This is a genomic window from Desulfosediminicola flagellatus (assembly GCF_005116655.2).
Classification (GTDB): Bacteria; Desulfobacterota; Desulfobulbia; order Desulfobulbales; family Desulfocapsaceae; genus Desulfopila; species Desulfopila flagellata.
The window spans coordinates 3,292,639-3,316,573 of the sequence record NZ_CP050698.1 but is presented as its reverse complement, the minus strand read 5'-3'; the positions used below and the strand labels follow the sequence as shown (position 1 = coordinate 3,316,573).

The window sequence follows — 23,935 nt, the reverse complement described above, 5'->3', positions numbered from 1 at the left end:
ACCATGATCGGGCTGGCCCGAATACGACTATTAAGCCAACACCCCTGTTTGTCGCCATATAGGGCACTGTTAAACAGTTACATGTAAAGATATTGTCCTAGCCTGAGTGTAGGGAGTATGGCAGTAGGTTTAGCTGCAATGCCACCTTTCGGAAAAGAGAATTTGTCGTTTTACCCGTCTCGGTTAGAATTAAAAGAAACGGCCATGACAAAGCGATCAAAAAAAGGAATATTTTTATACAAGGATGTTATTCACGAAGACGATGGAACCCTGACGATCGGCGGTGTCAAGGGGGTACCGGATATCTCAGGAAGCGATCTGGGTGAAGTTGCAGCCTGGTTTCTAGGCCCGCGTGCAGAGAATCGTGAAGTGTTTTCCAATTTAATCCAACTGGCACTAGAGAAGGCGATAGCATACAGGCAGGAATTCGAACCTGATGACCCAACTGTAATTACTGAAGAACTGAAAAAGACAGCTGACTACCAACAGGCTGTTAAGAATATGACCAGTGCTTTTGAGAGTCTAGTCAATTTTCTTCAGAAATATACCACACCATATTTCAGCATGCGATATCAGGCCCATATGCTCTGGGACAATACGCTTCCATCGTTGGCTGCATATTTTGCCACAATGCTGCATAACCCGAATAATGTGACGATCCAGGCATCAAGTGCGACAACTCCACTGGAGATTCTTGTGGGATGGGATCTATGCGGTATGATTGGTTTCCCGGTATATCGAAAAGTACATGAGCAGGAATATAACCCCTGGGCTCACATCACCTGTGATGGTTCTGTGGCTAACATAGAGACGTGTTGGGCTGGTCGGGAAGCCAAGTTTTTGGCAATAGCCATACGGCAAATGCTTCATTCATTATCTGCATTTATGGTGAACAATGATGCGGGTAGTCTCGTTCGAGTACCCATCAATAATAGCGCCCGTCCCATAGAGGTGATTTGCTGTGATGGAACTAGCATTTGCCTTACTGATCCTGAACTCGATTACTGGCCTCTATTTAATATTACCCTTGATGAAGTGCTTAGCTTACCGAAGAAAATTGCTCAAACGTATGGGATTAATGATGTGTACGTAGTCTGGTCGGCTCTTGTGCCGTATACGCTTAATTATCTTGGCTGGATGAATATGATGCACTATATCCGCCAAAGCTGGCCTGAAGCAAAATTACCGGTAATCATAGCCCCATCAACGATGCATTACAGTATTCCAAAGGCTGCGGCTGTTTTGGGGTATGGCTTTGGTGCACCCGGTACTGATCACAATGATATGAGTGCCGGTGGATGCGTGTTTCACATTGAAGTTGATGAACGTGCCAGGATGGATCTAGATCAATTGGAGCGAACTTTACAATTTTGTCTAAAGAACAAAATTCCTGTTACTCAGATAATCAGCGTGACTGGCAGTACTGAAGAAGGGGCTGTAGATCCGCTGGCAGAAATACTGGAAAAACGCAGGATGTATCGAGCGGAAGGGCTTGAGTATTACGTACATGCTGATGCTGCCTGGGGTGGGTATATCATTACCGCTATGCGAAAGCCATATACTCTTGAAGATAGTGCCGAGCAGGCAGAGAAACATCCTGATATTCCTCCTTATGTTGCAGCAGACCTGTTTGTAAATGCCAATGAGAGTGGCCTGAGTGACTATGTCTATCAACAGTTTGCTACTCTATGCGAATGTGATTCTGTAACCATTGATCCTCATAAAATGGGGTATATACAGTACCCGGCAGGTGCAATTGTTTACCGCAATGGAATAATCAGGCGACTCACAACTTTTACAGGAGCATATATCGGCGGTACAGGCTCAATTGATCCTGGCGCTGAACCGACGGTTGGAATTTATGGCCTTGAGGGCTCTAAGCCGGGGGCTAGTGCAGCCGCAGTGTTTTTGAATCACCGGGTGATTCGGCCAGATGTAACTGGGCATGGTAAAATAATCAGGCAGTGTCTGGAGAACACAAAACTGTTTGCCCTTTATCTCACGGCGCTGAATAAGAAAAGTTCTAATTACCGCGTAATTCTTTTGTGCGAGGAGGGTGAGGTTGATCAGGATTCGTTATCTAAAACGTTCCTGTCGCTGAATCAGCATGAGCGAATTGCTTTATCACGTACTGATGAGATCCGGAATTTTGGTCCAGACCTGAATATTCTTGATTATGTGTTTCTTCCACTGACAGAATCATGTTTACCACTAACACAATGTGTTGAAGAATTGAACCGGTTCAATATAGCAGTGTATAACAAATTTCATGTACCCGTATCCGAGGGGAGTGGCCAAAAAATCCCGGTTCCCATAGAAGAGTTTCCCAAGTATTTCCTCAGTAAAACAACCTTCAATGAAGGTGAATACGGAGAACGGTTCATAAATAGATTTTTAAACCGCATTTTCAAAGATATACCGCTGCAGAATACGACATCAGATAGAGCTGTGGTTTGTCTTCGCTCAGTAATTATGGATCCGTTTTTGCCGTATGCCGAAAATGGAGATTTTTTTAAAACGATTATCGAACATATAGACAAGACAGTAAGTGAATTAGTACGAAACTGGAATACTGAAAAATCCTGACAATTGATTAGCTGCTTGATACTTTCTTGGTGGAATACATTGCATGATTTGATAGGAAATTGGAGTAGTATATTTTTTATTGGTTCCACCAGTTGTCTCTATAAGGTATCAGCGCAATGAAAACTCTCATTTTGCCGGGCATGGGTGCCGATTCTGCCATGTTCCCCTTAAAATATTATGCATTTTTGCGAGGTGTGAGATTTGCTGATTGGCCGGAGTATCATGGTGAGCAAACGATTAGAGCGTTAGCGTTACGTGTAATTGACGAACATAACATTACTGTTGATATGCTAGTTGGTGGATCTTCGCTTGGCGGAATTGTGGCCATTGAGATTGCTAAAATTATAGATGTGAAGAAAGTGATTTTAATAGGTAGTGCAACGGGGGCTGAAATGATTAATCCCGGTTTGCGAATGTTGAGCATATTTTCAAATATTGCGCCATTTACGCTGTTCCAGATTCTGGCTGGGAAAATGAATATTTCAGGAAGTAATGAGGTGCTGAGCATGTTTCAGCGTGCTGATTGTAGGTTTATCCGAGCTATGTGCAGTGCAGTTTTTACTTGGGATGGTATTGCAGATTATCAAGGTAAGATCTGTCAAATACACGGTCGACGTGATTTAGTAATTTATCCTCCAGAGGGGGATGTTGAAATAATCCCTGATGGTGGCCATCTCATCTCAATGACTCATGGTCCATTGGTTGCTGATTTCATAGATAGAATTATAGCAACTTGAATGCTCGTTATTTGCAGGGACATTATGAAACTTGAAGTTGCCGGAATGTTCTAAAAGAAACAGGGTGAACACACAAAACACCAAAACATTTCAATGCATATCTGGGGAGAATGATGAAAGACACTTTACAGGCAGGTTTAGAGTATTCTTTTGCTTTTAAAATTGATGAATCCAAACTGGTACCGGCGTTATTTCCTGAAGCTGAAGAATTCGGAGTAATGCCAAACGTCTTTGCCACAGGTTATCTCGTTGGTCTTATTGAATGGACATGTATTCAGGCTTTAAAGCCGCATCTGGACTGGCCTGCTGAGCAAACTGTCGGTACAAAGGTTGAAGTGAGTCATCTGGCAGCAACACCGGCAGGGCTTGAAGTAGCGACTAAAGTAAAGCTGATAGAAACTGATGGTCGCAGGCTGATTTTTGAAGTCGAGGCCCACGATGGTATTGATCTTATTACCCGTGGCAGGCATGAGCGATTTGTTATCAATAAAGAAAAATTTGATGCTGGGATTAGTAAAAAACTGGCAGGGTAGGTTGCTAGGAGGCCGTCCGAGGATGGCTTTTTCTCAAACTCTTCAGAATTTTTAAAAAATTATCCTACGGTGAGCGAGGGACGAGACTCTGAGATATCGATTATATGCCTCCGGTAATTTTCCGAGTTTGCCTTGATCTGAACGAAAATTGCTATTCTCGGACAAGCTTCTAGGGATGCATATTACCCATAAGTCAAAACCTCAGCCTTACAGGTTGCGTGGGATCCTTGAAACGCAACAAAAGGACTAAGGTAAAAGGGGGGAGGACTGAGTAAATTGCATAGAAAATGCAATACGCTTCTGAAACACTCAGTCCTTTTACCTTTAGCCTAAGTCCTTATGCTCGCTTCCTGCCATGTATCAAGGCCAATAACCAGACGGTGATACTGCCACTCGTCATCGAGCAGCAGAAAGTACCCGAAAAGTTGATATTTGTACTCTGCAGGATCAACCGAAGAATGGTAAGGCAGATTCAGATTGGTTGAATAAATGAGTTGGCCAAGAAACAGGCCGTCAGCGATTTCGACCAGTTCATCCAGACAGAATCCGATGGGTACAGGCCCGCCAATCATCGGGTAGCGGTAATGAAATTGGAACACCTTCTTTTTGGCATTTTCGCTATTGTTCATTGGCAGGATAGATTCCCGGTCTGATGTACCGAGAAAAATATACCCTTGTCGTGAAAAAGGTGAAGGACCTGTTTCTGACAATGCCTGCAGTGAAGGATCAGGTACACGGTAATTCATGTCGATGATACGCATTAACGAGTCAGAGGCGACAATGCGTTCATCCTGAATATTATTGCCGTCGATCCAGCGATTTTTGGCCTCATTTTCCCAAAAGGATTTGTTGGCATCTGTCATGCCATTATCCCATGACCCGCCTTTAAGATGTGCAGTGTATGGCCCATCTTTTTTCCAGTGGTGGCGTTTGTTTTTTTGGACCAGATCATAATGCGGGGCGCTGGCTAAATGTGTTTTAAGGCTGTTAACCCGTTCCGGGTATCTCTTAGCAAGATCATCACTCTCATCAAGGAACATGCTGAGTTTACGGCCACTGATCTTTTCAAATGATTTACCTGCCCATGGAAAGATGTATTTACCAATAGAGTGCCAGGTGATGTTGAGTAAATTGGGGCCGGCATGTGATGTGCCAAGCTGACTTGCCAGTCCGCTCGGGAATATCTCACTCGGGTCATACCTCATCTCAGGATCCGGACAAAAACTTTCTCTAAATCCGAGATGCAGATTCAGCGTGGCGCCATGATAATAATCGAAGCCACGAGCGACATCCTGCTCGCCATAAAAATCACGCGGCTCTGTTCCATCTGCCTTGACGTTATAGCCTTTTTTACCGTGTCCTTTAAACTCTCCATTTTCAATTACCGGTGCAACGCCGCGACGAAAAAGTCGGTGGAATTTTTCAAAATGGATTAATCGATCATCGTCTTTAGTTTGAGCTGAAATTTCATGGCTGATACGTTGCAGCATCTGCAGGATAGATTCACCTTCAAGTAACATCTGTTGAATGTCATCTACATCACTTTCTATGGGGGAAGGTTCAAGTATGAAGGTGGTAAATTTCTTTTGAAGGTCGCTATCCTCTTTCCAGCCTTCCTGCCAGTTTTTAGTATCAGTAGCTTTGGGTATAGCATCTGTTTTTGCTTCATCTAAGAAGTCATCAGCTATTTCGTAATAGGCAACTTCACCCCTTCTAGGGCGTAACTGAGGGAAGGCATTCTCAGCATAGACCTCTTTGGCGTAGGCGGGATCCATCATCAGAAAATAGCCATTATTCTGATATCCGTAATCAATGCCATCCGTCTGATTGTCTCCGATGAATGAGAAGTGACGTAAAAGCGCATTTAACGGGTGCTGCCCGTTCGGATCATACGCTTCACCGAGAGGGATTTCAGGTAGATCAGGACAAAACGGCAATCGAAGACGGCCAAGGCTGTAATGTTTTGTGGCGTATACCAATTGGCCTAGATAGATTCCTTCAGCGATCTGCACGACTTCATCCACCAGACGGGTCATCGGGTAGACCGGTTTAAGTGCAGGCCAGCGATAGTTGAGCTGATAGACGTCTTTATTATTCATATCCGGGACAACCGAGGTTCCTGTATTGGCCAGGAAATACCCGCCTGTTTTGCTGTATGGAATCGGTTTTTCCTTATCGAGATTATCCTGTGTGAGGATACCATCAAAATCTGTTGAATCTGTTGAATCTGTTGAGTAGGGTCTTTCGCTCAGGTTCCATAACTTGCTGAGCACTTCAAGGCTGATACCCTGAAGAAGATCCTGCCCGGGAGGTTGCCTGAAAAAATTACGACCTATTCGTGACGTTTCAGGATCAAACCCCGACATTACCTGCTGGTTATCATTGCACTTACTGGCGACGGTTTCCTGCGTTACCGGTTCAAAGGATTTACCCATCCACAGGCCTGTATCTGCAAAGGTTGAGTTCCAGGCTGTAGCCATCCATTCTATACTGGCAATTCTTGAGCGCTCTTTACCAAGATACCGCACTGTATCCTGGAAATAGTCACTGTCACGAATTGATAACGGAATGCCTATCATTGGCCCGTCTAGAGGTACAGCTTTACCGCACTTAAAGAGTGTTTGTAATGTGTTATGGATTGCGGGCCATTGTTTACGTCGAGAGTTGTCGGCCAGAATTTTTTGGTAGCCGGAAAGCATAGAATAAAAGCTGCCACTGAAATCGTTGTGCAATATGCTTTCGAGTTCAGCAGTAAGCAGAGATGTCGAGTCGGGAAAATTATCACTACTGAGGTAGGTAGTCATCGCTGTCTCCTTTATAAAAAGGGTTTACGAAGTCGCTGCATGAAGGTGTTTGGTTATGCTTTCATTATACTTTGTTCCGTTGACGTATATCAAACAAAACGGCAATCTCAATGAGTTATCGATTATGTAAAATACATTCTGGAAAAATAGAATAGCCCATCCCTCAAAAGAGGGACGGGCATATTCACGGGAGATTCGGGCAAAGCCCGGTACAAACAAGATTACTGTTTCATCTCGGCAGGTTTTTTACCTTGCTCGGCCATATACTTTATCATCTGATTCATGGCTTCGAGATGGGTTTTACTATCTATAGTCGGCTCTGTATTAACCTTCTTCCAGAGTTCTGTATTAGACATGTTCTGGTGGCAGCCCATACAGGTTCCGGCGCGCAGGAAGTTATCTATTTCCTGCTTGTTGAATGCACGGGACATCGGCCAGTGAGTACCAACTGTTGCCAGTTGTTTACCCTCACGGGTGACGATTTGTGACCAGTCGAAATCAAGCCGCGGGATCGCAGGGATCTGCACGCTGTATTTTTCAGGAATAAGTTCCCGTGTGGTCGCATCAATCAGATCCATGACGATATTCTCGTTCTGGCGGATTCCGAAGGTGCCGTTGCCAAGGCCCAGTCCTGCAACCTTATGGTTGGTATGGCAGGATTCACATGTACGCGCGTTTCTCTGCGCCGTATGTGGTTGTACCGGTGCCATGTCGATTGCCAGCGGAACATGCTCCTGTCCGACCTCTTTACCTTCAACGGCGTTTAAGGCTATCTCATTATTGATCAGTGTCTCACCCTTGTCGTTGATGATTGTATAGGTAACCTGACAGCCAGGCATAAGCGGAGTTACACGACCTTCACCGCTGATTCCAAGAACAGGATCTTCCCATCTTAGATATGAACGGGTCTCAGCAATTTTACCGGGCGATTTCAAACCGCCTGAACCAAGTACGGATTCAGCTGTCTGGCCATTCTCTTTCTGAGCATTTCCTGAATCAACCCAGTCAGTACCCATTGCAGGTGCACCGTCTTTGCCCTTGTAGTTGACCTGCACATGGCAGCCGTAACATTGCGGGGCCCAGGAAGCATGGCAGGAATAACACTCCAGCTTATCCATATGCTTGGAAACGGCATTCATTGCCACTTCCGCAGAAGGATCTTTCCATGTCTTACTGGTCTGCAGGTTCTTCAGAACAGGGATCTCAAAATCATTTCCTGTTGCAGAATGCAGAATGGCTTTATCACCACGGCGAACCACGTTACCAATAGGGTTACCGCGCGCAGTGAGTAGAAATCCGTCCTCAGCTTCATACGGATAACCAAACTGTTTGCCCGGAATAAGCCGTTCAGTTGCCAGGCCGCGTGCTTTGCCGTCAATGGACTTTCCAAATTCATCACCATAACCGACAGGTAATTCCCATGGATATTTGTCGGTCAGCCCATGACAATCTGAACATTCAATCTCAACCTGAGCGAGTGTGGTGCCGTGGATATTACCGTCACCATGCATATCGATAGAGGTATGGCAATCCTGGCAGAGCAGGCCGCCCTTGGGGTTACCCTCACGACTTTGCTGCTGATGATGGAGATCATCCGATACAAACAGGTATTGCTTGGTATGTAGCTTAGGTTGTTTTTGGCCTTGCTCATTAAACGGTGAGCCGTAAGGGAATTCCATCAAACCTTGAAAAGATACACCTATTCGCTTGCCGCGGTTATGGCATGAGCTGCATGATTCAACGGGGATACCACCAGTTTTACGGGATGCCTTTATTTCGTGGGTCAGCATGTGCCCAGGTTTATCTTTTGGGATGGTTTTATCTTTTCCCTGATAGAAGCCGTCTGTACCATAAAGTACATGACAGGCAGAGCAACCCATACCGCGATAATCGCCGCGACGCTCTCTTCCGCGCACACCTATATGGCAGCGCTGACATTCATGACGCTGATACGTTAAGCCTGCGAGTTTCGGGTCTGCATTGATCTCGTCCATGGTGGCACTTGGCAGCTTCTCAAGCTTTGCCGGATATTGTTTCGGATACATGGCAATCTGTTTTTGCATGTATTCCTTATAGGCAGGTGAACCGGAAAGAGGTGTCAGGCCGTCAATGTCTTCAGTTTTGTAGTTACCCCACGGAACGTTGTAATTGTTCGTCTCTTCAAATCCCCAGGTCGTAAGGTTACCCTGGATTTTTCCGGCCTCGGTGTTCATCAGGCCGAGTTGATTGCGATATACATATCCCGGATGGCATGCACCGCAGGAGTTGTTGGCAATCCAGAGTGAGCCCGGGTCAGGGTAGAAGTTTTTAGGACCGGGCGCCATCTTGAGGGTGGGTGGCACGCCCGCATGTGCTTCTTCTTTTTTTGTGGCTTTGGGATTACCACCATGACACATAACACAACCATCAGGATCACCATGCTGGCTACCGTTCATTTTGATGGTACGCATCATCTCATGATCGTCGGGTTTGATGTTGGCGATTCCTTCATGACATTCCTGAGTGCTACAGCCGCCAGCTCCATACGCTGTGGCCGCAGCAACCAGGCATAGGCCAAAGGTTCCCAGAAGCAGATGAATTCGGAGTTTGTGCATAAGATCCCCCATGCATGTGTGGTTGAAGTAGTTGAGATAAATATTACCGCTACCAGATTAGTTGTCGTCTCCTTTACCCCTCATCAATCGTGATGCTATTCGTCGAGTTTTCAGGTGTAATCAGAATACTGTTCAGATCTGTTAACAATCGGAATGGCCGCCTTGATAAAAAAGGAATAGAGCAGAAGGCCAAACGACCAGATGCCAAGGCAGATAAGCAGTTCGTTATTTGACGGTAGATACTGAACAAAATCACCAAGTGGAGTAGGGATAAATCCCGGAATAACAAACCCCAAGCCTTTCTCCGTCCAGATACCTACCACAATCATTACACAGGCAAGAAGCAGAAAAAATGTAATCTTTCTAAGAGGAGAGAGCAGGATGATCGCTGCAACTACATTTAAACCCAGCGCGCCCATGATCCATGGGGCGAGAAGGGATGTTCCATGCAAGCCAAAGAGGTGACTTATATGCACCGCATGTTCAGATTCCGCATAGAAGTCTGCAAAGAGTTCAGAGCCGGCCAGAAAGATATTAATGAGCAAGCTGACGGTAATTATTATCCTGATTCGGTAGATAACCTTTTCTTCAAAATCAATAGCATTGATGGCACGCAGGTAGGTAAAAACAAGCAGCATAAATGAAGGGCCTGCTGCAAAGGCGGAAACAAGAAAACGTGGCGCGATAAGCCCTGTGTTCCAAAATGGCCGGCCACCCAGTCCCTGGAATAGAAAAGCGGTAATTGTATGGATGGATGGTGCCCAGGCGATTGCAAGAAAAACAATGGGGATATAGAGAATTTTCTTCGGTTGTTCGTCAAGAAACCCTTTATAAAGCACATAAAAGCAGACCCAGAGATTTAGCAGGAGATAGCCGTTAAGCACAATGACATCCCAGGTAAGTAACGAGCCGGGGAAGTTGAAATAGCCGATTACCGGAAGCATATGCCAGAGCCGGTCTGGGCGACCAATATCGACAACGATAAAAAGGATGCACATGATCATGGCGGCAATGGCAAAAAGCTCGCTGAAGATGACCACTTTATGCATCTCTTTGTCTTTAAAGATATAGGCAGGGATAACCATCATCACCGCTGCAGCAGCCATGCCAACAAGAAAAGCGAAGTTGGCTATGTAGAGTCCCCAAGAGACCTCATCACCCATACCTGTGGTACCAAGGCCAAAGGCAAGTTGCCTCGCGTATGCGTTTAAGCCGATCAGCGAGAGAGTAAAGAGCAGAATTATCCACAACCAGTATTTGGTACTGCCGGTAAACGCAGCCTGAAGACTGTAACCGAAAAATCGAAACATATGATTACCTATGGTGAGTACTTTTTGAAATTCTCGTTCTACAACTATTTCGCAAATACATAATAAAACTTTGGTAACGTGCCGATTTCCTGTTTGAGTACGAATACCCGTTCCTTTTCAAGTATCTTACGAACTTCAGAATTCGGGTCGCGCAGGTTACCGAATTTACGTGCGCCGGTTGGACAGGCATCATGGCATGCTGGATATAATCCAACGCGCGTTCGGTGCAGGCAGAAGGTGCATTTTTCCATAACACCAAGAGGCCGTAGGCGGTTTGAGAGATAGCCCATTTCCGGATTGATATCTTCGGCAGGTATATTCGGTTTGCTGAAATTGAAGCGCCGTGCGTGGTAGGGGCAGGCTGCCTCGCAATATCGGCATCCGATGCACCAGTTGTAATCGACAACTATCAGCCCGTCTTTTTCTTTCCATGTTGCCTTGACCGGACAAACTTTTATACATGGAGGTTTGCGACACTGCTGGCACTGAACCGGCATGTAATAATACTTTTCATCTGCCGCTTCATTTTCAGGATAATCGTGAGATGAGGTCTCAAGATCAATAGCACCCTGTTTAACCTTGAGTACCCGGATGTATTGAATTTGCGGGTCACGTGAGGTGTTATTTTCTTTCATGCAGGCGTAAACACATTTTCTGCAGCCGATACACCTGCCTATATTGAGTACATAGACAAACTCACTCCCATCGATGGGTGGCGGATCTGTGATGTTTGCAGGTACGTTATATTCAGTTTGTATGTCCTGCTCGATACGCTGAAATATTTCCTTTTTATCATCTGTAGAGAGCTGTTTGTAATGCTTCTGCAGAATCTCATCGACTGTCGGAACCTCTTCAGCATTGAGCAGAGGACTGAGCGCGGCACCGGTGGCAGCAAGTGCAGTGACAAGTGCTGCTGAACCTGCGATGAAATTCCGTCTGTTTAGTTTTTTCTGCTCGTCGGCATACGCGGGCATTAAGGGGTTATCCCTGTATTCGTCATCCATTAGAAAATTTCCTTTGGTTCTTCCCCGATGAGAATTTTAGACAATGGGCCGGCATGTATGGCTTCGTTTTGGGTACGGATGTATTTTTTCGGCCAGACAGGTGGTGGGGCAAGGATGTTGTATTTGAATTTTGGATCATGGGGATCATGACATTCGGTGCATGTGTAGGTTGTTTGTTCAAAGTACCCGGCGGGTAGATATTTACCTGTCCATTTACCGTGGGTCCCGACCTGCCAGTCATTAAAAATTAAGCCGTGGCATTTGGCGCACAGGACCTCCGGTGTTGCGTTCATGATTGCCGAGCCATCATCAGCCACGTATTCATTGCGATCTGCTATCTGGTGGCAGTTATAGCAGCGATCATTTGCTCCGTGATTCAATTGGAGGTTGGAGTGGGCAAAACGGGGATTGCTCGTCTGATCACTTTGCGGGATAGGGACCCAGAATGCATGACAGATATGACAGTTTCCGACAATTGTCGCATTTTTCCGATATTCACCACGGGCTGTATCAACGCTGTACCATTCAGGTTTAAGCAGAGCGGGTGCAGGTTTCTCCGCTATGGCGTCATTAGTGTAATAGAGTGAGAAAAAGTAGATAGAAAGGAGAAAAAACAGAGGAATGGTGAAAATCAGCCACCAGCGGGTTGAAGCTGAGTAAGAGTCCATAACTACTGCTCCTTGGTAAAGACCATTATCGGGTACGTGTTTCTGGTATTCAATCACATTATGGCGGCATCTACAATGATGATGTTTGTTAGGCAGGGTGCTGGACGTCGGCCACTGACAGGGAGATATGAAAGATATTGCAGGGAGGCGAGAACGAAAAGCCGGAATTGATAGGGGAAGGTTGGAGAAGTGAACACCAATCAATTCCGGCGAGGTTAGATGCTGTACAGGATAGATGAACTATCAAAAGCCATAGAGTTCTTTGACTTTGTTTCGGTCGATTTTGTTGCCATCCATGGGTAATGCATCTACAAACTGTACGTAACCAGGCTTTTTATATCTGGCAATTTTTGATCCGACAAACTCAATAAGTTCTTTATCAGTCAGGGCTGAGTCTTCGACCAGAACGCAAACCGCCTTTACACCTTCTCCGAATTTCGGATCAGGCACACCAATTACCGATACCGATGTTACATCTGGATGTTGCAAAATAACGTTTTCGACTTCTGCAGGGTAGACGTTTTCTCCACCTGGTTTGATGAGTTCTTTTTCAGGCTTTCTACCTTTGTAGAGAAGAAAGCCATCTTCGTCCAGCTGGCCGAGATCGCCCGTATGGTGCCAGCCGTTTCGAAAAGTCCAGGCATTAGCCTCATGCTGCTGCCAGTATCCCTGAAAAACCAGTGGACCTCGAACAGCTATTTCGCCAGTGGTCCCGTCTGGCACTTCGTTGTCATTTTCATCGACGAGTATGTAGTTACTGAGACAACCCTGTTTGCCAGCGGTACCAGGTTTATCAGAAGCCTGAGAGAATGTTACAAACCCAGATGTTTCTGACTGACCGTATAAAATCCAGAATTTTGCCTTGGTGATTGCTTCAAAAGGCTGAATGTTATCCGGACCGTCAATGCCTACAACATATTTAAGACTTTCAACCTGTTGATCAGCGCCTTGAAGTTCCGTGGTCATTCGCTGAAGAATTGGTGGAAAACTGCCCCAGATCGTGACATCTTCCTGATTGGTTAATTGCAGCGCCTCAGCTTCATTAAACTTTTCCATGACTACATTTTTACCGCCGAGCTGCATAACAGCCAGGGCCATATTCATGCCGGTGATATGAAAAAGTGGTAGCATGTTCAGGTTAACATCATCAGATGTCAGCCCCATGGAAGCGATCACCTGAAGATTTGCACTGATAAGGTTAGAGTGTGAGAGTACAGCACCACGCGGTTTACCTTCAACAGCAGCAGTATAGATAATGCAGATAGGGTCTTCAGCTGATATTGCCGGAATAGCTGAAGGCGCAACGCGGGAAATAGCGTCATCAGCTATCAGAGTAGTTTCCATATTAACGACAGGCAGATTACGAGGTTCTGCAACTTCACGTGCTTTGGAGAGTTGATTATCGTCTGCGAAGATGAGTTTAGGTCCTGAATCGCCAAGGATATAGTCTAGTTCATCATTAGCTAGACGCCAATTGAGCGGAACAAGAATTGCTCCTAATTGTGCAGCTGCAGCAAACAGTATAAAAAATCCCGGATGATTCATTGAGAGCAGGGCGACTCTATCTCCTTGGCTAACACCTTTTTCGGAAAGCCAGTTGGATAGATGTTTTGAGTAGGTATTGAGCTGCTCAAATGTCATCCTGTCATCATTTGTGACAAGGGCAATAGTGTTTTTTGCTACTTTTGCATTTCGTACAAATAGATCGTGTAGAGTGAAATCGCGCATCATACTCTCCTTTGTAGATTCGTTGAAGCAAGTAGACAATGACTGAAATTGAATTGTGGTATGAAAGCTATTCTATATTTGGTGTCAAATAGTATGAACGAAAAGTAGATGAAAGCCTATTATATTGTTGGCGTATCAGCAATACCACATTGTGATTATAGGGCGCATTTTTAACACTGCTTTTACTGGGGCCGGCAATGAATCACCATGCATTGGCAGAGTAATTATATTTAATAATTGCTTTCGTAACCAGTAAGCCGCACTGTCTTTAGTATCTAAATGGGTGGTAATGAATGTATGAACCCTGTATAGTCGCAGCTTTTCTATAGCCTCAGCATTGTTTACGACCGCTGTATTACGTGATAATGAAGAGATGGATAGCTTGTAAATTCAGTGTGTTTAAATAATTGGGAGTAGGGCGTATGAGGTTACAAAAATTTTTAACAGAAGTTGGATACTGTTCAAGAAAGCAGGCTGAGGGATTGATCCGCGCAGGAAAAATTACTCTTAATGGTAAAAAAGCTATATTGGGTGATAAGGTTACCGGCGACGAGGATATTGTTATAGATGGCCAAAAACTTGAGAAGAAAAAACCGTCTCCCAAGAAAGTTATCCTGTTCAATAAGCCGAAAGACGTGGATTGCTCCTTGATAAAAAATCCATGGGTAAAAACACTGATGGATTTTGATTTTGGTCCTGATCGCATATTCCCAATTGGCAAATTAGATCAGGATGCTCATGGCCTGCTGCTTCTGACAAATGATGGTGCACTCGGTAACAAGCTGGCCAGTCCTGAGTGTATGCATGCACCGGAATATGTTGTTGTTGTCAACGAGCCGATTATCGAAGATGTTCTGGATGTTTTTACAGGCACAGTCAAGAAAGAAAATGTAAAATTCCGTATGGATAGTTTGAAACAGTTATCAGAAACGAGTTATAAATTTAAGCTTTTAGAAGGACGAATCAAACATATTAAAAAATTGTGTGATCCTGCCGGTGTTGAGTTCACTGATATTAAACGGACACGATTTGGTTCTATCGGCCTTGGCGAATTAGCCGCTGGTGAATGGCGGGAACTGAACGCTGATGAAATGAGTTATCTTAATGGAGAAGAACCTGCACCTGTAAAGAAAACCGGTCGTAGAATACTCTTCAGAGATCCAAAGGCTGCAAAGGGCGCAAAAAAATAGAGTGGGCCGATCACATTGGCAGTCTTTAACTCAATTTGACGTTGCACTATTTCTATCAGCCAAGATTTAGCCTTTTGTTTTCTATCCATATATTTAGAATAAATCTTGCAGCTCCTGCAAAGAGGATATAGGATGGTTGACCTGTTTGCCATAGGCAGACAACTCATCCTATTCCAGAGTTTCTTCAAAAACATTCAAAACTAACCTACATGTAATTTCACAGAGGCTGTCGTGGAACTGTTGCACAACCATATTTTTTTATTGCTGCTCATCACCCTGATTGGGACAGCACTTGGTAAATTACGTTTTAAATCCTTTTCACTGGGTTCTGCCGGAATAATTTTTGTTGCGCTGATATTCGGCCATTTCGGATATACCCTGCCAGCTGATTTTCAGACGCTTGGATTGGTGCTGTTTATCTATTCTATCGGCTTGCAGGCCGGTCCGGGATTTTTGCATACTCTCAGAAGTCGTGGCGTTAAGCTGACTCTCGGTGCTTTGATTATTATTGCAATCGGTTTTGTTACCGCTCTTAGTGCTTCATGGTTTTTTGGATTTGATGCGAGCATTGGTGCCGGGCTCTTTGCCGGTGCACTTACCAGTACACCAGGTTTAGCTGTAGCGGTGGAGATGGCTGGTAGTGAAGGTGCACCCGCAGCATATGGGCTAACATATTTTTTTGGTGTTATCGGAGTAATTATCTTTATTCAGTTGCTGCCAAAATTTCTTAAGATATCCATTCGTGAGGAAGAAGAGGCACTTAACGAAGAGATAAGCAAGGCCAACCTTCCCTTCAAGATTCATCATATCGAACTGACGAACCCGAATATTTTTGATAAAAAGGTGAAGGATTTACGTCTTGGCAATATTGCACCGGTAGTTATCACCAGATTATTGTCTGTTGGTGCAGACGAACCTGTACTGGTAGGTGCGGACACTGTTTTGCGTGAAGGAGATCATCTCCGCATTGCGGGTAGAGAAACGGACTTAGAAAAAATACAGCTTTTTCTCGGGCGCACGATTGATCAGGAGATTGAGTTTGACCGGGTACTGGTCAAAAAAAATATCATTGTTTCAAAGCGGAAGGTAACCGGAATCAGTTTAAAGCAATTGAATTGCCGCGAGGTCTTCAATGTGCAACTTACCCGTATCACCCGAAACGGGATTGATCTTCCTGCAACACCTAACCTGCGTCTGCATATGGGGGATACCGTGCATGCAGTAGGAGATAGCAGAGCTTTGGAAAATGTAACTAAAATTCTTGGTGATAATACCAAGGAGCTATACAGCATAAGCCTTATGCCTATCTTTATAGGTCTGCTGGTCGGATTTCTTATAGGCAAGATTCCGCTCTATATTCCTTATGGCGGTACATTTTTCCTCGGTACAACCGGCGGTGTGCTGGTGGCAGGGATTGTATTAAGTAATCTCTATAAAACCGGTCCGTTTGTCTGGGAAATCCCCAGTACGGCGAACACATTTATCCGAGAACTTGGCCTGGTTCTCTTTATGGCGACTGTCGGCACTAAAACTGGAGAAACTATTCTTGAAACGCTCAGTCAACAGGGAGTTGATCTGTTTATAGCTGGTGTTGCAGTTACTCTCATTCCGCTGATTACTTCTGTGCTAATCTGTAGATATATTCTAAAACTCCCTTTTTTACGGATGCTTGGAGTCATGACCGGTTCTATGACCAGTACCCCGGGGCTTGCTGCAGTAGGCGATCTATCTGATACGCACTATGCTTCTTCTGCCTATGCAACTGTTTACCCGATTGCATTGATTGGTATGATTTTGTTCACGAAATTACTGGTAATAATCCTCAGTTAGTTTCTATCCGAAAACTAAACAGTTCGGAGTATTTGCTTACCTGCGAAGATATAAACCTGATTCGCAACGATGAAGTTGAGTGAAAGGGCTGTTTTCTTAGCCATTAACACTCTGTGTAGCTGATCGCCAGTCCGCCAAGCGAAGTCTCTTTAAACTTTTCTGACATCTCAAGCCCGGTCTGTTTCATCGCAGCAATACAGCTATCAAGCGGCATGAAATGTTTACCTTCATCAAGCAACGCAAGACTGGCAGCAGTGAATGCTTTTACTGCGCCAAACCCATTACGTTCAATACAGGGAACTTGTACCAGCCCGGCAACCGGATCACATGTCATGCCCAGATGATGTTCCAGTGCCATTTCGGCAGCGTGTTCGACTTGTTCAGGCGACCCACCTCGTATTTCACATAGGCCGGCAGCGGCCATAGCTGATGCTGAGCCCACCTCACCCTGACAACCGACCTCCGCGCCGGAGATCGAGCTTCTGTGCTTAATGATTGCACCAATAGAAGCTGCAGTTAAAAGAAATTTCCGAACATCGGCCTGAGATGCTTTCAGGTGGGTAACGGCGTAATAGAGCACAGCAGGAATAACACCGGCAGCGCCATTAGTGGGCGCTGTAACCACCATATGACCTGCAGCGTTTTCTTCAGAGACAGCGAGTGCATAGGCGCAGAGCCACTCATTGGCGCTGGCACGTTCAGGGACTCTGCGTAGTTTGGTATGAAGTTTTTTTGCTCTACGTTGGATCTCCAGGCCACCGGGCAATGTTCCCTCTGTACTCAAGCCATTAAGCACGGAAGCCTCCATGGCACGCCAGATGGCATCGAGCTGTATATCGAGTTTGCTCTCTGTGGTATCAATTTCCTCATTAATACGTTTAACTGTAGAGATAGAAAAACCACTCTTTTTTGACATCTCCAGCATTTCTTTTGCAGAACCGAAAGGGTAGGGATATTTGGCACTTGAGTTCATTTGCAGAGGAGCCTGAAGTGAAGATATTTCATCAGGCGTAGACAAGAATCCGCCACCAATAGAAAAGTATGTTTTTTGAAAACAGGATTCACCTGACTCATCAACCAGATCAAAAATCATACCGTTAGGATGCTCAGGTAACGGGGCACCAAGATCAAAAATGATATCCTGATCTGCAGAAAATTTCAGTGAGCCATCAGCGTTTAACGAGTGCGACTGTGTCAGTCTATCAGTAAGTTCAGCCACATTAATATTGACTAGTGCTTCAGGTAAATATCCGTGAAGCCCGAGTATTACTGCTTTGTCGGTTGCATGCCCTTTGCCGGTGTAGGCCAGGGAGCCTTTCAGGACGCATCGAATCGTTAAATTATCTGTATAGTTATTTTCTGTTATATGCTTTTCAACAGCCTCGCGAAACGATTTGGCTGCAACCATAGGACCCATGGTGTGTGAGCTTGAAGGGCCTATGCCAATCTTGAAAAGATCAAGTACACTTATAAACATCTGTCACCTTCCTGAATTTTTATGCTTGAGACAATGCGTTATTCCAGATATCATACCAATTCCTGAAAAAGCAGGCTGTTGAAAAAATACAGACTCCGTTGATTCTGCGTTACATTCCGGCATACACTACTCTATAACATTATTATACGATTATTCGTTGCAGAGGTGTGCTCTTTATCAATGGTTCTTGTTTGGATATTTAATAAAAACAGTGTTTTACATCTTTTTTGAATTGGTCTTTTTTCTTGATGAACCAAAAGGATGTTAAAGCGAATATTTCAAGCATATCTACCTCAAGTGAGGAAAAACTATGGACTCGCAGTTTAAAATTCGTTTTGCAGAACGTATGAACCAGCTTCCCCCATACCTTTTCGGTATGATCAATAAGATGAAAATGGAAAAGCGCTGGAAGGGCGATGATGTTATCGACCTGGGCATGGGGAACCCCGTTGATCCAGCACCTGGTCCTGTGACCGAGAAACTCTGCGAGGTTGCCGTAGACCCCAAAAGTCACCGCTACCCTGTAGCTGGAGGTATGAAAAACCTCAAGCGCGAGATTGCTCTTTACTACGATAGAACCTACGGGGTGAACCTCAACGGTGAGAATGATGTTATCTGCACCATCGGTTCTAAAGAGGGTATTTCACATTTGAGTCTGGTGCTGCTTGGTCCGGGTGATACTGTCCTTGTCCCGGCTCCTGCATTTCCTATTCATGTGTATGCTGCTGTAATTGCCGGAGCAAACGTACTTCGCATTCCGCTGACTACCGAAGACACTTTCCTTGAGCAGATAGAAGTGATGTGTAAATCCCTTTTTCCGGCTCCAAAACTGGTTATGTTGAACTTCCCTCATAACCCGACAGGTCAGCTTGCTTCAAAAGAGTTTTTTACCGAGGTGGTAAAGCTCGCCAAAAAATATAATTTTATGGTCATCAATGATTTCGCCTATGCAAAGGTGACCTTTGATGGTTACGTGGCCCCAAGTTTTCTTGAGGTTCCAGGTGCTCTTGATGTTGGTGTTGAGTTTGGTTCGTTCTCAAAATCATACAATATGGCTGGCTGGAGACTTGGCTACTGTGTAGGTAATTCACAAATCATTGAAGGACTCTCCAAGATCAAAGGGTATTACGATTACGGTATTTTCTCTGCTATTCAGGTTGCCGGAATCGTAGCTATGCGTGACTGCGATGATTTCATTAATGAACAGGCAAGTGTTTACGAGAAGCGACGTGATGTGCTTTGTGACGGACTGGTTCGTATGGGCTGGGAAGTCGATATCCCTAAAGCAGGCATGTTTCTTTGGGTAAAGATTCCTGCACCGTATGATAAAATGGGTTCTATCCGATTCTCAGTTGAGATGATGGAGAGGGCGAACGTTGCTGTTTCTCCGGGAGCAGGATTTGGTGAGGAAGGTGACGGATATCTCCGTCTTGCCCTTGTAGAGAATGAACACCGTATTCTGCAGGCGCTCAAACAAATGCGCAGAGCTATGAAAGATATCGATCAGGAAATTGAAGCAGGCACATTTATTTTAGAAGATAAATAGAGCAATTTCTATATTGGCGATGGAGTTCTAAACGGGGTATCACCTGGCTGGTGATACCCCGTTTTTTGTTTCTAACTGTTGCGTGCTGATATTTCGAAGGTGTATTGCCATCTACCTGGTTGCAGGATGAAAAAATACCTAAGAAATCTCGGCTTTGACCATGTTCATTGATCTGTTCCCGATAAAATCAGCTACAAACATATTTGCCGGTTTTTCATATACCTCTGCAGGAGTGCCAACCTGCTGAATATGACCGTCTTTCATGACCACTATGCGATCCGCCAGGGTCATTGCTTCTACCTGATCATGGGTTACATAGACAGTGGTTGTCTTGAGCTTCGTATGAAGCTTTTTCAGCTCAACGCGCATCTGATTGCGGAGTTTTGGATCGAGATTAGATAACGGTTCATCAAACAGAAAAACTTCAGGGTCTCGAACGAGTGTACGTCCCATTGCGACACGTTGTCGCTGGCTGTCTGAAAGTGTCTGAAGCTTTCGATTAAGAAGGTTTGTGATGTCGAGTAGTTCAGCAAGATTTTGAACTTTTTTCTCAATATCTGCTTGTTGAGATTTTTTCATACGAAGACTAAATGCAATATTCTGGTAAACAGTCATCTCAGGGTAGAGTGCATAATCCTGAAAAAACATGGAGGTGTTTCTGGATTTTGGTGGCACGTCATTTACAACTTTATCGCCTATCTCAATCGTCCCGTCAGAGATTGTTTCAAGGCCGGCAATCATCCGTAGAGCTGTTGAATTGCCGCAGCCTGATGGACCAACCAACACAATGAATTCATTGTCTTGGATATCGAGATTGATGTTGTGAATAACCTTCACATCCCCATAACTTTTCACTACATTTTTCAGGGTAACCTGTGACATGCTTTGATCCTTCCGAGAGTAGTCTTGTTAGATACTGAACACATATACCTGGGTAAAGCTTAATGTCTTCTTTGCATGTTTGGACTATCAGATATTAGATATCATAGTGTGTGTCAGATACGAATCTAAACTGTATGGTTAACGTTTTGCTGTTGTTCTTTTGTGCTGATTAATGTTGTCAGGAAGGGTCAGCTGCCTGGTGTTTTTACTCAGCAGCAACAAACATTTTGAAATTATTGTGAGTACAGAGATGCTTATAAATATATCGAGATGTTCCTGACAATGTAATGGCTCACCATATCCTTGAAAAAGATCATGTGCAAGTGTTTTTACAGATATGCATATCACTTAAATCATTGTACACATAACGAATAAATCTGATGGGAGCTGGTGTGTGGTTCGTGAAAACAATACTTGAAGAGCTACCTGTTTCTAGGTATTACTTTGTAAGCTTACCTCTGATCTTAAGCTATCAAGCTCTTGAACGCTCTGCTCTGTATATTTGACCACAAGTTGGGCACGGGAAAGGAGTGATGACCCTCGATCGGCTTTTATTAAGACGAAACTTGATTGACCGACATTGCTGCTGCTTATTGTAGGTCTCATCGTATTGTAATTGCACCTGACCGAGGGGTTCTTTTCTATGTCTGATTGTTGAATGACAAATTTCTACAGCGCCTGAAGATCAAGGCCAAGCATTCTGATTTCGCTGGTGTTCATAGTTGTTCTATAAAGGACAGTTTATAGATGAACTTGAATGTACTAAATCCATTCAAAACATTGAGGCTCCATTTTTAAAATATAGATCACAACATATCCAGCAATCTACTTCACCAGTTCTAGTGATCGTTACGATATGATAATACCTTTTTTACTAGAGTCTCCAGACTTAAGGGGGGGAGATAATAGCAGTTTTGATAAATTAATTTTGAAAAATCTACCACAAGGATCCATGATCGTATCACCGACATACCTTGCTCGCTTCGAACTACACAAGGGTAACATGATTAAGGAAAAGATAATTAAACCTACAATTTCATAGTCCTGATTAATAAGCGAATAAACTCCGGCAACCTTAAGACCTTTTACGATAAATCCATGTAATACATATATATATAAAGAATGTTCACCAAATGTAGTGAACACACTATAGGTTTTCCAAATAAGTGACAAAAATGACATGCCAAGAGCGAACGCGAACAAATAAATTACAAATCGATACAAAACACCGTGTTGCCAATCTACACCAAGTCTCAAATACGATTTATTTCCATATAGCCAACCAGTATTTATATCTTTCATTTCCGGAAAAATGAGTAGTAATATTATTACTCCTAGTATTGTTCCTCCACCAATAATCCTACTCATTTTAAATTTTTGTAAAAAAACCATGATGTTAGAGTGGTAGTGCTGTCCGATTAGAAAAAATGGGAAAAAAACAAAAGTTCTTGAAAATGACAAGTTATCATCGTAGTTGTTTATTCCGCACGCAAGCCCCATCAGGATCGCCCAAATAATTGGATATTTCAACTGAGAAACAAATGGTGACAAAATACGCCACAAAATCAAGCTAAGCAGATACCACAATGACCAAGACGGGAGGAGGGGAGAAAATTCCAAAGTGTTTTTTGAAGAAAAACAATAAGTAAGTAGTGAGTGTGAAATTTCTAACATTATATATGGAATTAATAATTTACTCAGTATTTTTCTGATCATCCTAGTGTTGATTTCATTGCCCGACACCGCTCCTGAAACATAGGCAAACATAGGCATATGATAAATGTATATAAACATATATATAAACTTGACCCATGGGTAATCACCTTTAAGGGGTGAAATAACATGCCCGACAACGACAAATGTAATTAATAAGAATTTATAATTATCTAAAGCTACATCACGCATAACATCTCTTGAATAAAAGTTTCAACACAATCTTCAGCAATTCCCAGGAAAATCAATCTACCTATATTCAAAAGAGAACGAGAACGGAATTCAGTTCTCAAGTCAGTTTTCTTTATCGTTGAGGTACTCGTTTACCAGGTTCATTGTAAAGTAATTGTTATTATATATTCCTAATGTAATCTCAATTTTCAATCTTGCTATCTGATAACTTCGGCCCCATGCGTAGCTCTGATGATAGGCCTGAAGATAAAGAATGTACCTTATTCACTTTCCTCCTAAACCGTGCCATCAAAGGATTAAATTAATTAATTTACAATGGCAAGGCCAAGTCCTGTACCACCAGCAAGCGGGCTTTTTGATACCATATTATAAACGTATCATCAACATTACTGCGGTACGCGCTTCATGAACCACATCTTTTCATCTATCATTTAAATTGATACAGCCCCACCGATTTTTATACCTCGTAATGATCGGGTTATATAGATTGCACGGATAATTACCTCTATATTGATAGGAACTACCTATTTGACATATATTTTATGTCGATTAAATAATGTTGTCAAAACGAAGTTATTCTTAGGAGAAAATGCATCCAATACATGGGGAAACATGTGATACGGTATCTGCATTATTCACGAACAATCGAAAAACAACTGAAAGTATTCCGGAGATCCGGCCAGACAGGATCCTTGGCTGCAGAACAGTACCAGATGCTTGTGAACCTTATCAGGCAAGGGGAGCTGTTAAGCGAATCGGTCTATACCAAAAGGACGAAGCATGGCGAATACCGGTTGAGCAATTGTGTTAAATACGATCTGGGAAATGGTTACCGCATGGTGACAATACGTGTCGGACAGGACTTGTTTATACCATTTATTGGTAGTCATGATGAAACAGATAAATGGCTGGATCGCAGAAAGCATGATGAGTATAGCTCAAATGACCCTTCTTATATACGCGATGAAATTATTTTAGCAGATGAATCAGTTCTACATATTTCACAAAAGATCAGTGAGCAGCAAAATGAAAACTGTATTGAGCCTGACCTGTATGAGCAGCAGCTTGCTGAACGCCTTGATGATTCGGTGTTGCGAGAGGTCTTTGGTAGTTTATATCGTAAATAACGAACTATAATTGT

General features: G+C 43.8%; 15 protein-coding genes and 1 pseudogene. 7 read left to right on the top strand and 9 right to left on the bottom strand.

Annotated elements, in window-relative coordinates:
* The first annotated feature begins 204 nt into the window (after positions 1-204).
* The 3 genes from FCL46_RS13820 to FCL46_RS13810 all read left to right on the top strand — a co-directional run bounded on the left by FCL46_RS13820 (position 205) and on the right by FCL46_RS13810 (position 3,856).
* Positions 205-2,586 carry a pyridoxal-dependent decarboxylase gene (locus FCL46_RS13820; RefSeq protein WP_167505885.1) on the top strand — a complete coding sequence of 794 codons (2,382 nt, stop codon included), beginning with the start codon at positions 205-207 and terminating at the stop codon, positions 2,584-2,586.
* Between the two features lie 116 nt (positions 2,587-2,702).
* A complete protein-coding gene (locus tag FCL46_RS13815; protein ID WP_136807734.1) occupies positions 2,703-3,323 on the top strand; it encodes an alpha/beta fold hydrolase in 621 nt (206 codons plus the stop codon).
* Between the two features lie 110 nt (positions 3,324-3,433).
* A complete protein-coding gene (locus tag FCL46_RS13810) occupies positions 3,434-3,856 on the top strand; it encodes a thioesterase family protein (RefSeq protein ID WP_228723397.1) in 423 nt (140 codons plus the stop codon).
* Positions 3,857-4,185: 329 nt separating this feature from the next.
* Here FCL46_RS13810 and FCL46_RS13805 read toward each other — a convergent pair whose 3' ends face one another.
* The 6 genes from FCL46_RS13805 to FCL46_RS13780 all read right to left on the bottom strand — a co-directional run bounded on the left by FCL46_RS13805 (position 4,186) and on the right by FCL46_RS13780 (position 13,967).
* Positions 4,186-6,660 carry a hypothetical protein gene (locus tag FCL46_RS13805; protein ID WP_136807736.1) on the bottom strand — a complete coding sequence of 825 codons (2,475 nt, stop codon included), beginning with the start codon at positions 6,658-6,660 and terminating at the stop codon, positions 4,186-4,188.
* A gap of 221 nt (positions 6,661-6,881) precedes the next feature.
* Positions 6,882-9,254 carry a cytochrome C gene (locus FCL46_RS13800; RefSeq protein ID WP_136807738.1) on the bottom strand — a complete coding sequence of 791 codons (2,373 nt, stop codon included), beginning with the start codon at positions 9,252-9,254 and terminating at the stop codon, positions 6,882-6,884.
* 110 nt (positions 9,255-9,364) lie between these two features.
* Positions 9,365-10,564, bottom strand: coding sequence for a sulfate reduction electron transfer complex DsrMKJOP subunit DsrP (dsrP, locus tag FCL46_RS13795; RefSeq protein WP_136807740.1), 1,200 nt, complete (start codon positions 10,562-10,564; stop codon positions 9,365-9,367).
* 44 nt (positions 10,565-10,608) lie between these two features.
* Complete coding sequence (locus FCL46_RS13790; protein ID WP_217909630.1) at positions 10,609-11,568, bottom strand: 4Fe-4S dicluster domain-containing protein; 960 nt, start codon at positions 11,566-11,568, stop codon at positions 10,609-10,611.
* Positions 11,568-12,236 carry a hypothetical protein gene (locus tag FCL46_RS13785; protein ID WP_136807742.1) on the bottom strand — a complete coding sequence of 223 codons (669 nt, stop codon included), beginning with the start codon at positions 12,234-12,236 and terminating at the stop codon, positions 11,568-11,570. The genes FCL46_RS13790 and FCL46_RS13785 overlap by 1 nt, the downstream gene beginning before the upstream one ends.
* Positions 12,237-12,479: 243 nt before the next feature.
* On the bottom strand, positions 12,480-13,967 hold the full coding sequence (locus FCL46_RS13780) for an AMP-binding protein (protein ID WP_228723396.1): 1,488 nt from the start codon (positions 13,965-13,967) through the stop codon (positions 12,480-12,482).
* Between the two features lie 419 nt (positions 13,968-14,386).
* Here FCL46_RS13780 and FCL46_RS13775 point away from each other — a divergent pair, with 419 nt between their 5' ends.
* Together FCL46_RS13775 and FCL46_RS13770 are read left to right on the top strand one after the other, a co-directional pair.
* Entirely contained in the window at positions 14,387-15,154 is a 768-nt protein-coding gene (locus FCL46_RS13775) for a pseudouridine synthase (RefSeq protein WP_136807744.1), read from the top strand.
* 231 nt (positions 15,155-15,385) lie between these two features.
* Entirely contained in the window at positions 15,386-16,984 is a 1,599-nt protein-coding gene (locus FCL46_RS13770) for an aspartate:alanine exchanger family transporter (RefSeq protein ID WP_136807746.1), read from the top strand.
* Between the two features lie 103 nt (positions 16,985-17,087).
* Here the strand turns inward: FCL46_RS13770 and FCL46_RS13765 are convergent, their stop codons facing one another.
* The gene (locus FCL46_RS13765; protein WP_136807748.1) at positions 17,088-18,461 is read right to left on the bottom strand and encodes an L-serine ammonia-lyase; all 1,374 of its coding nucleotides are present in this window, start codon (positions 18,459-18,461) and stop codon (positions 17,088-17,090) included.
* Between the two features lie 310 nt (positions 18,462-18,771).
* On the opposite strand from FCL46_RS13765, the gene FCL46_RS13760 reads away from it, so the two are divergent.
* Positions 18,772-20,007 (top strand): aminotransferase class I/II-fold pyridoxal phosphate-dependent enzyme, encoded by a 1,236-nt coding sequence (locus FCL46_RS13760; protein WP_136807750.1) that lies wholly within the window; start codon positions 18,772-18,774, stop codon positions 20,005-20,007.
* 144 nt (positions 20,008-20,151) lie between these two features.
* Here FCL46_RS13760 and FCL46_RS13755 read toward each other — a convergent pair.
* Positions 20,152-20,889 (bottom strand): annotated as a pseudogene (locus tag FCL46_RS13755) (ABC transporter ATP-binding protein); the annotation flags it as partial.
* 849 nt (positions 20,890-21,738) lie between these two features.
* The gene (locus tag FCL46_RS13750) at positions 21,739-22,794 is read right to left on the bottom strand and encodes an acyltransferase family protein (RefSeq protein ID WP_136807754.1); all 1,056 of its coding nucleotides are present in this window, start codon (positions 22,792-22,794) and stop codon (positions 21,739-21,741) included.
* A gap of 614 nt (positions 22,795-23,408) precedes the next feature.
* Here FCL46_RS13750 and FCL46_RS13745 point away from each other — a divergent pair.
* Complete coding sequence (locus FCL46_RS13745) at positions 23,409-23,921, top strand: hypothetical protein (RefSeq protein ID WP_136807756.1); 513 nt, start codon at positions 23,409-23,411, stop codon at positions 23,919-23,921.
* Positions 23,922-23,935: the final 14 nt, after the last annotated feature.

What these genes read in the sequence shown, in the direction of transcription:
- FCL46_RS13815 (WP_136807734.1), top strand. Translation starts at nt 2,703, where the DNA reads ATGAAAACTCTCATTTTGCCGGGCATGGGTGCCGATTCTGCCATGTTC.
- FCL46_RS13750 (WP_136807754.1), bottom strand. Translation starts at nt 22,794, where the DNA reads ATGCGTGATGTAGCTTTAGATAATTATAAATTCTTATTAATTACATTT.
- FCL46_RS13805 (WP_136807736.1), bottom strand. Translation starts at nt 6,660, where the DNA reads ATGACTACCTACCTCAGTAGTGATAATTTTCCCGACTCGACATCTCTG.
- FCL46_RS13820 (WP_167505885.1), top strand. Translation starts at nt 205, where the DNA reads ATGACAAAGCGATCAAAAAAAGGAATATTTTTATACAAGGATGTTATT.
- FCL46_RS13810 (WP_228723397.1), top strand. Translation starts at nt 3,434, where the DNA reads ATGATGAAAGACACTTTACAGGCAGGTTTAGAGTATTCTTTTGCTTTT.
- FCL46_RS13765 (WP_136807748.1), bottom strand. Translation starts at nt 18,461, where the DNA reads ATGTTTATAAGTGTACTTGATCTTTTCAAGATTGGCATAGGCCCTTCA.
- FCL46_RS13790 (WP_217909630.1), bottom strand. Translation starts at nt 11,568, where the DNA reads ATGGATGACGAATACAGGGATAACCCCTTAATGCCCGCGTATGCCGAC.
- FCL46_RS13780 (WP_228723396.1), bottom strand. Translation starts at nt 13,967, where the DNA reads ATGATGCGCGATTTCACTCTACACGATCTATTTGTACGAAATGCAAAA.
- FCL46_RS13760 (WP_136807750.1), top strand. Translation starts at nt 18,772, where the DNA reads ATGGACTCGCAGTTTAAAATTCGTTTTGCAGAACGTATGAACCAGCTT.
- FCL46_RS13785 (WP_136807742.1), bottom strand. Translation starts at nt 12,236, where the DNA reads ATGGACTCTTACTCAGCTTCAACCCGCTGGTGGCTGATTTTCACCATT.
- FCL46_RS13775 (WP_136807744.1), top strand. Translation starts at nt 14,387, where the DNA reads ATGAGGTTACAAAAATTTTTAACAGAAGTTGGATACTGTTCAAGAAAG.
- FCL46_RS13800 (WP_136807738.1), bottom strand. Translation starts at nt 9,254, where the DNA reads ATGCACAAACTCCGAATTCATCTGCTTCTGGGAACCTTTGGCCTATGC.
- dsrP (WP_136807740.1), bottom strand. Translation starts at nt 10,564, where the DNA reads ATGTTTCGATTTTTCGGTTACAGTCTTCAGGCTGCGTTTACCGGCAGT.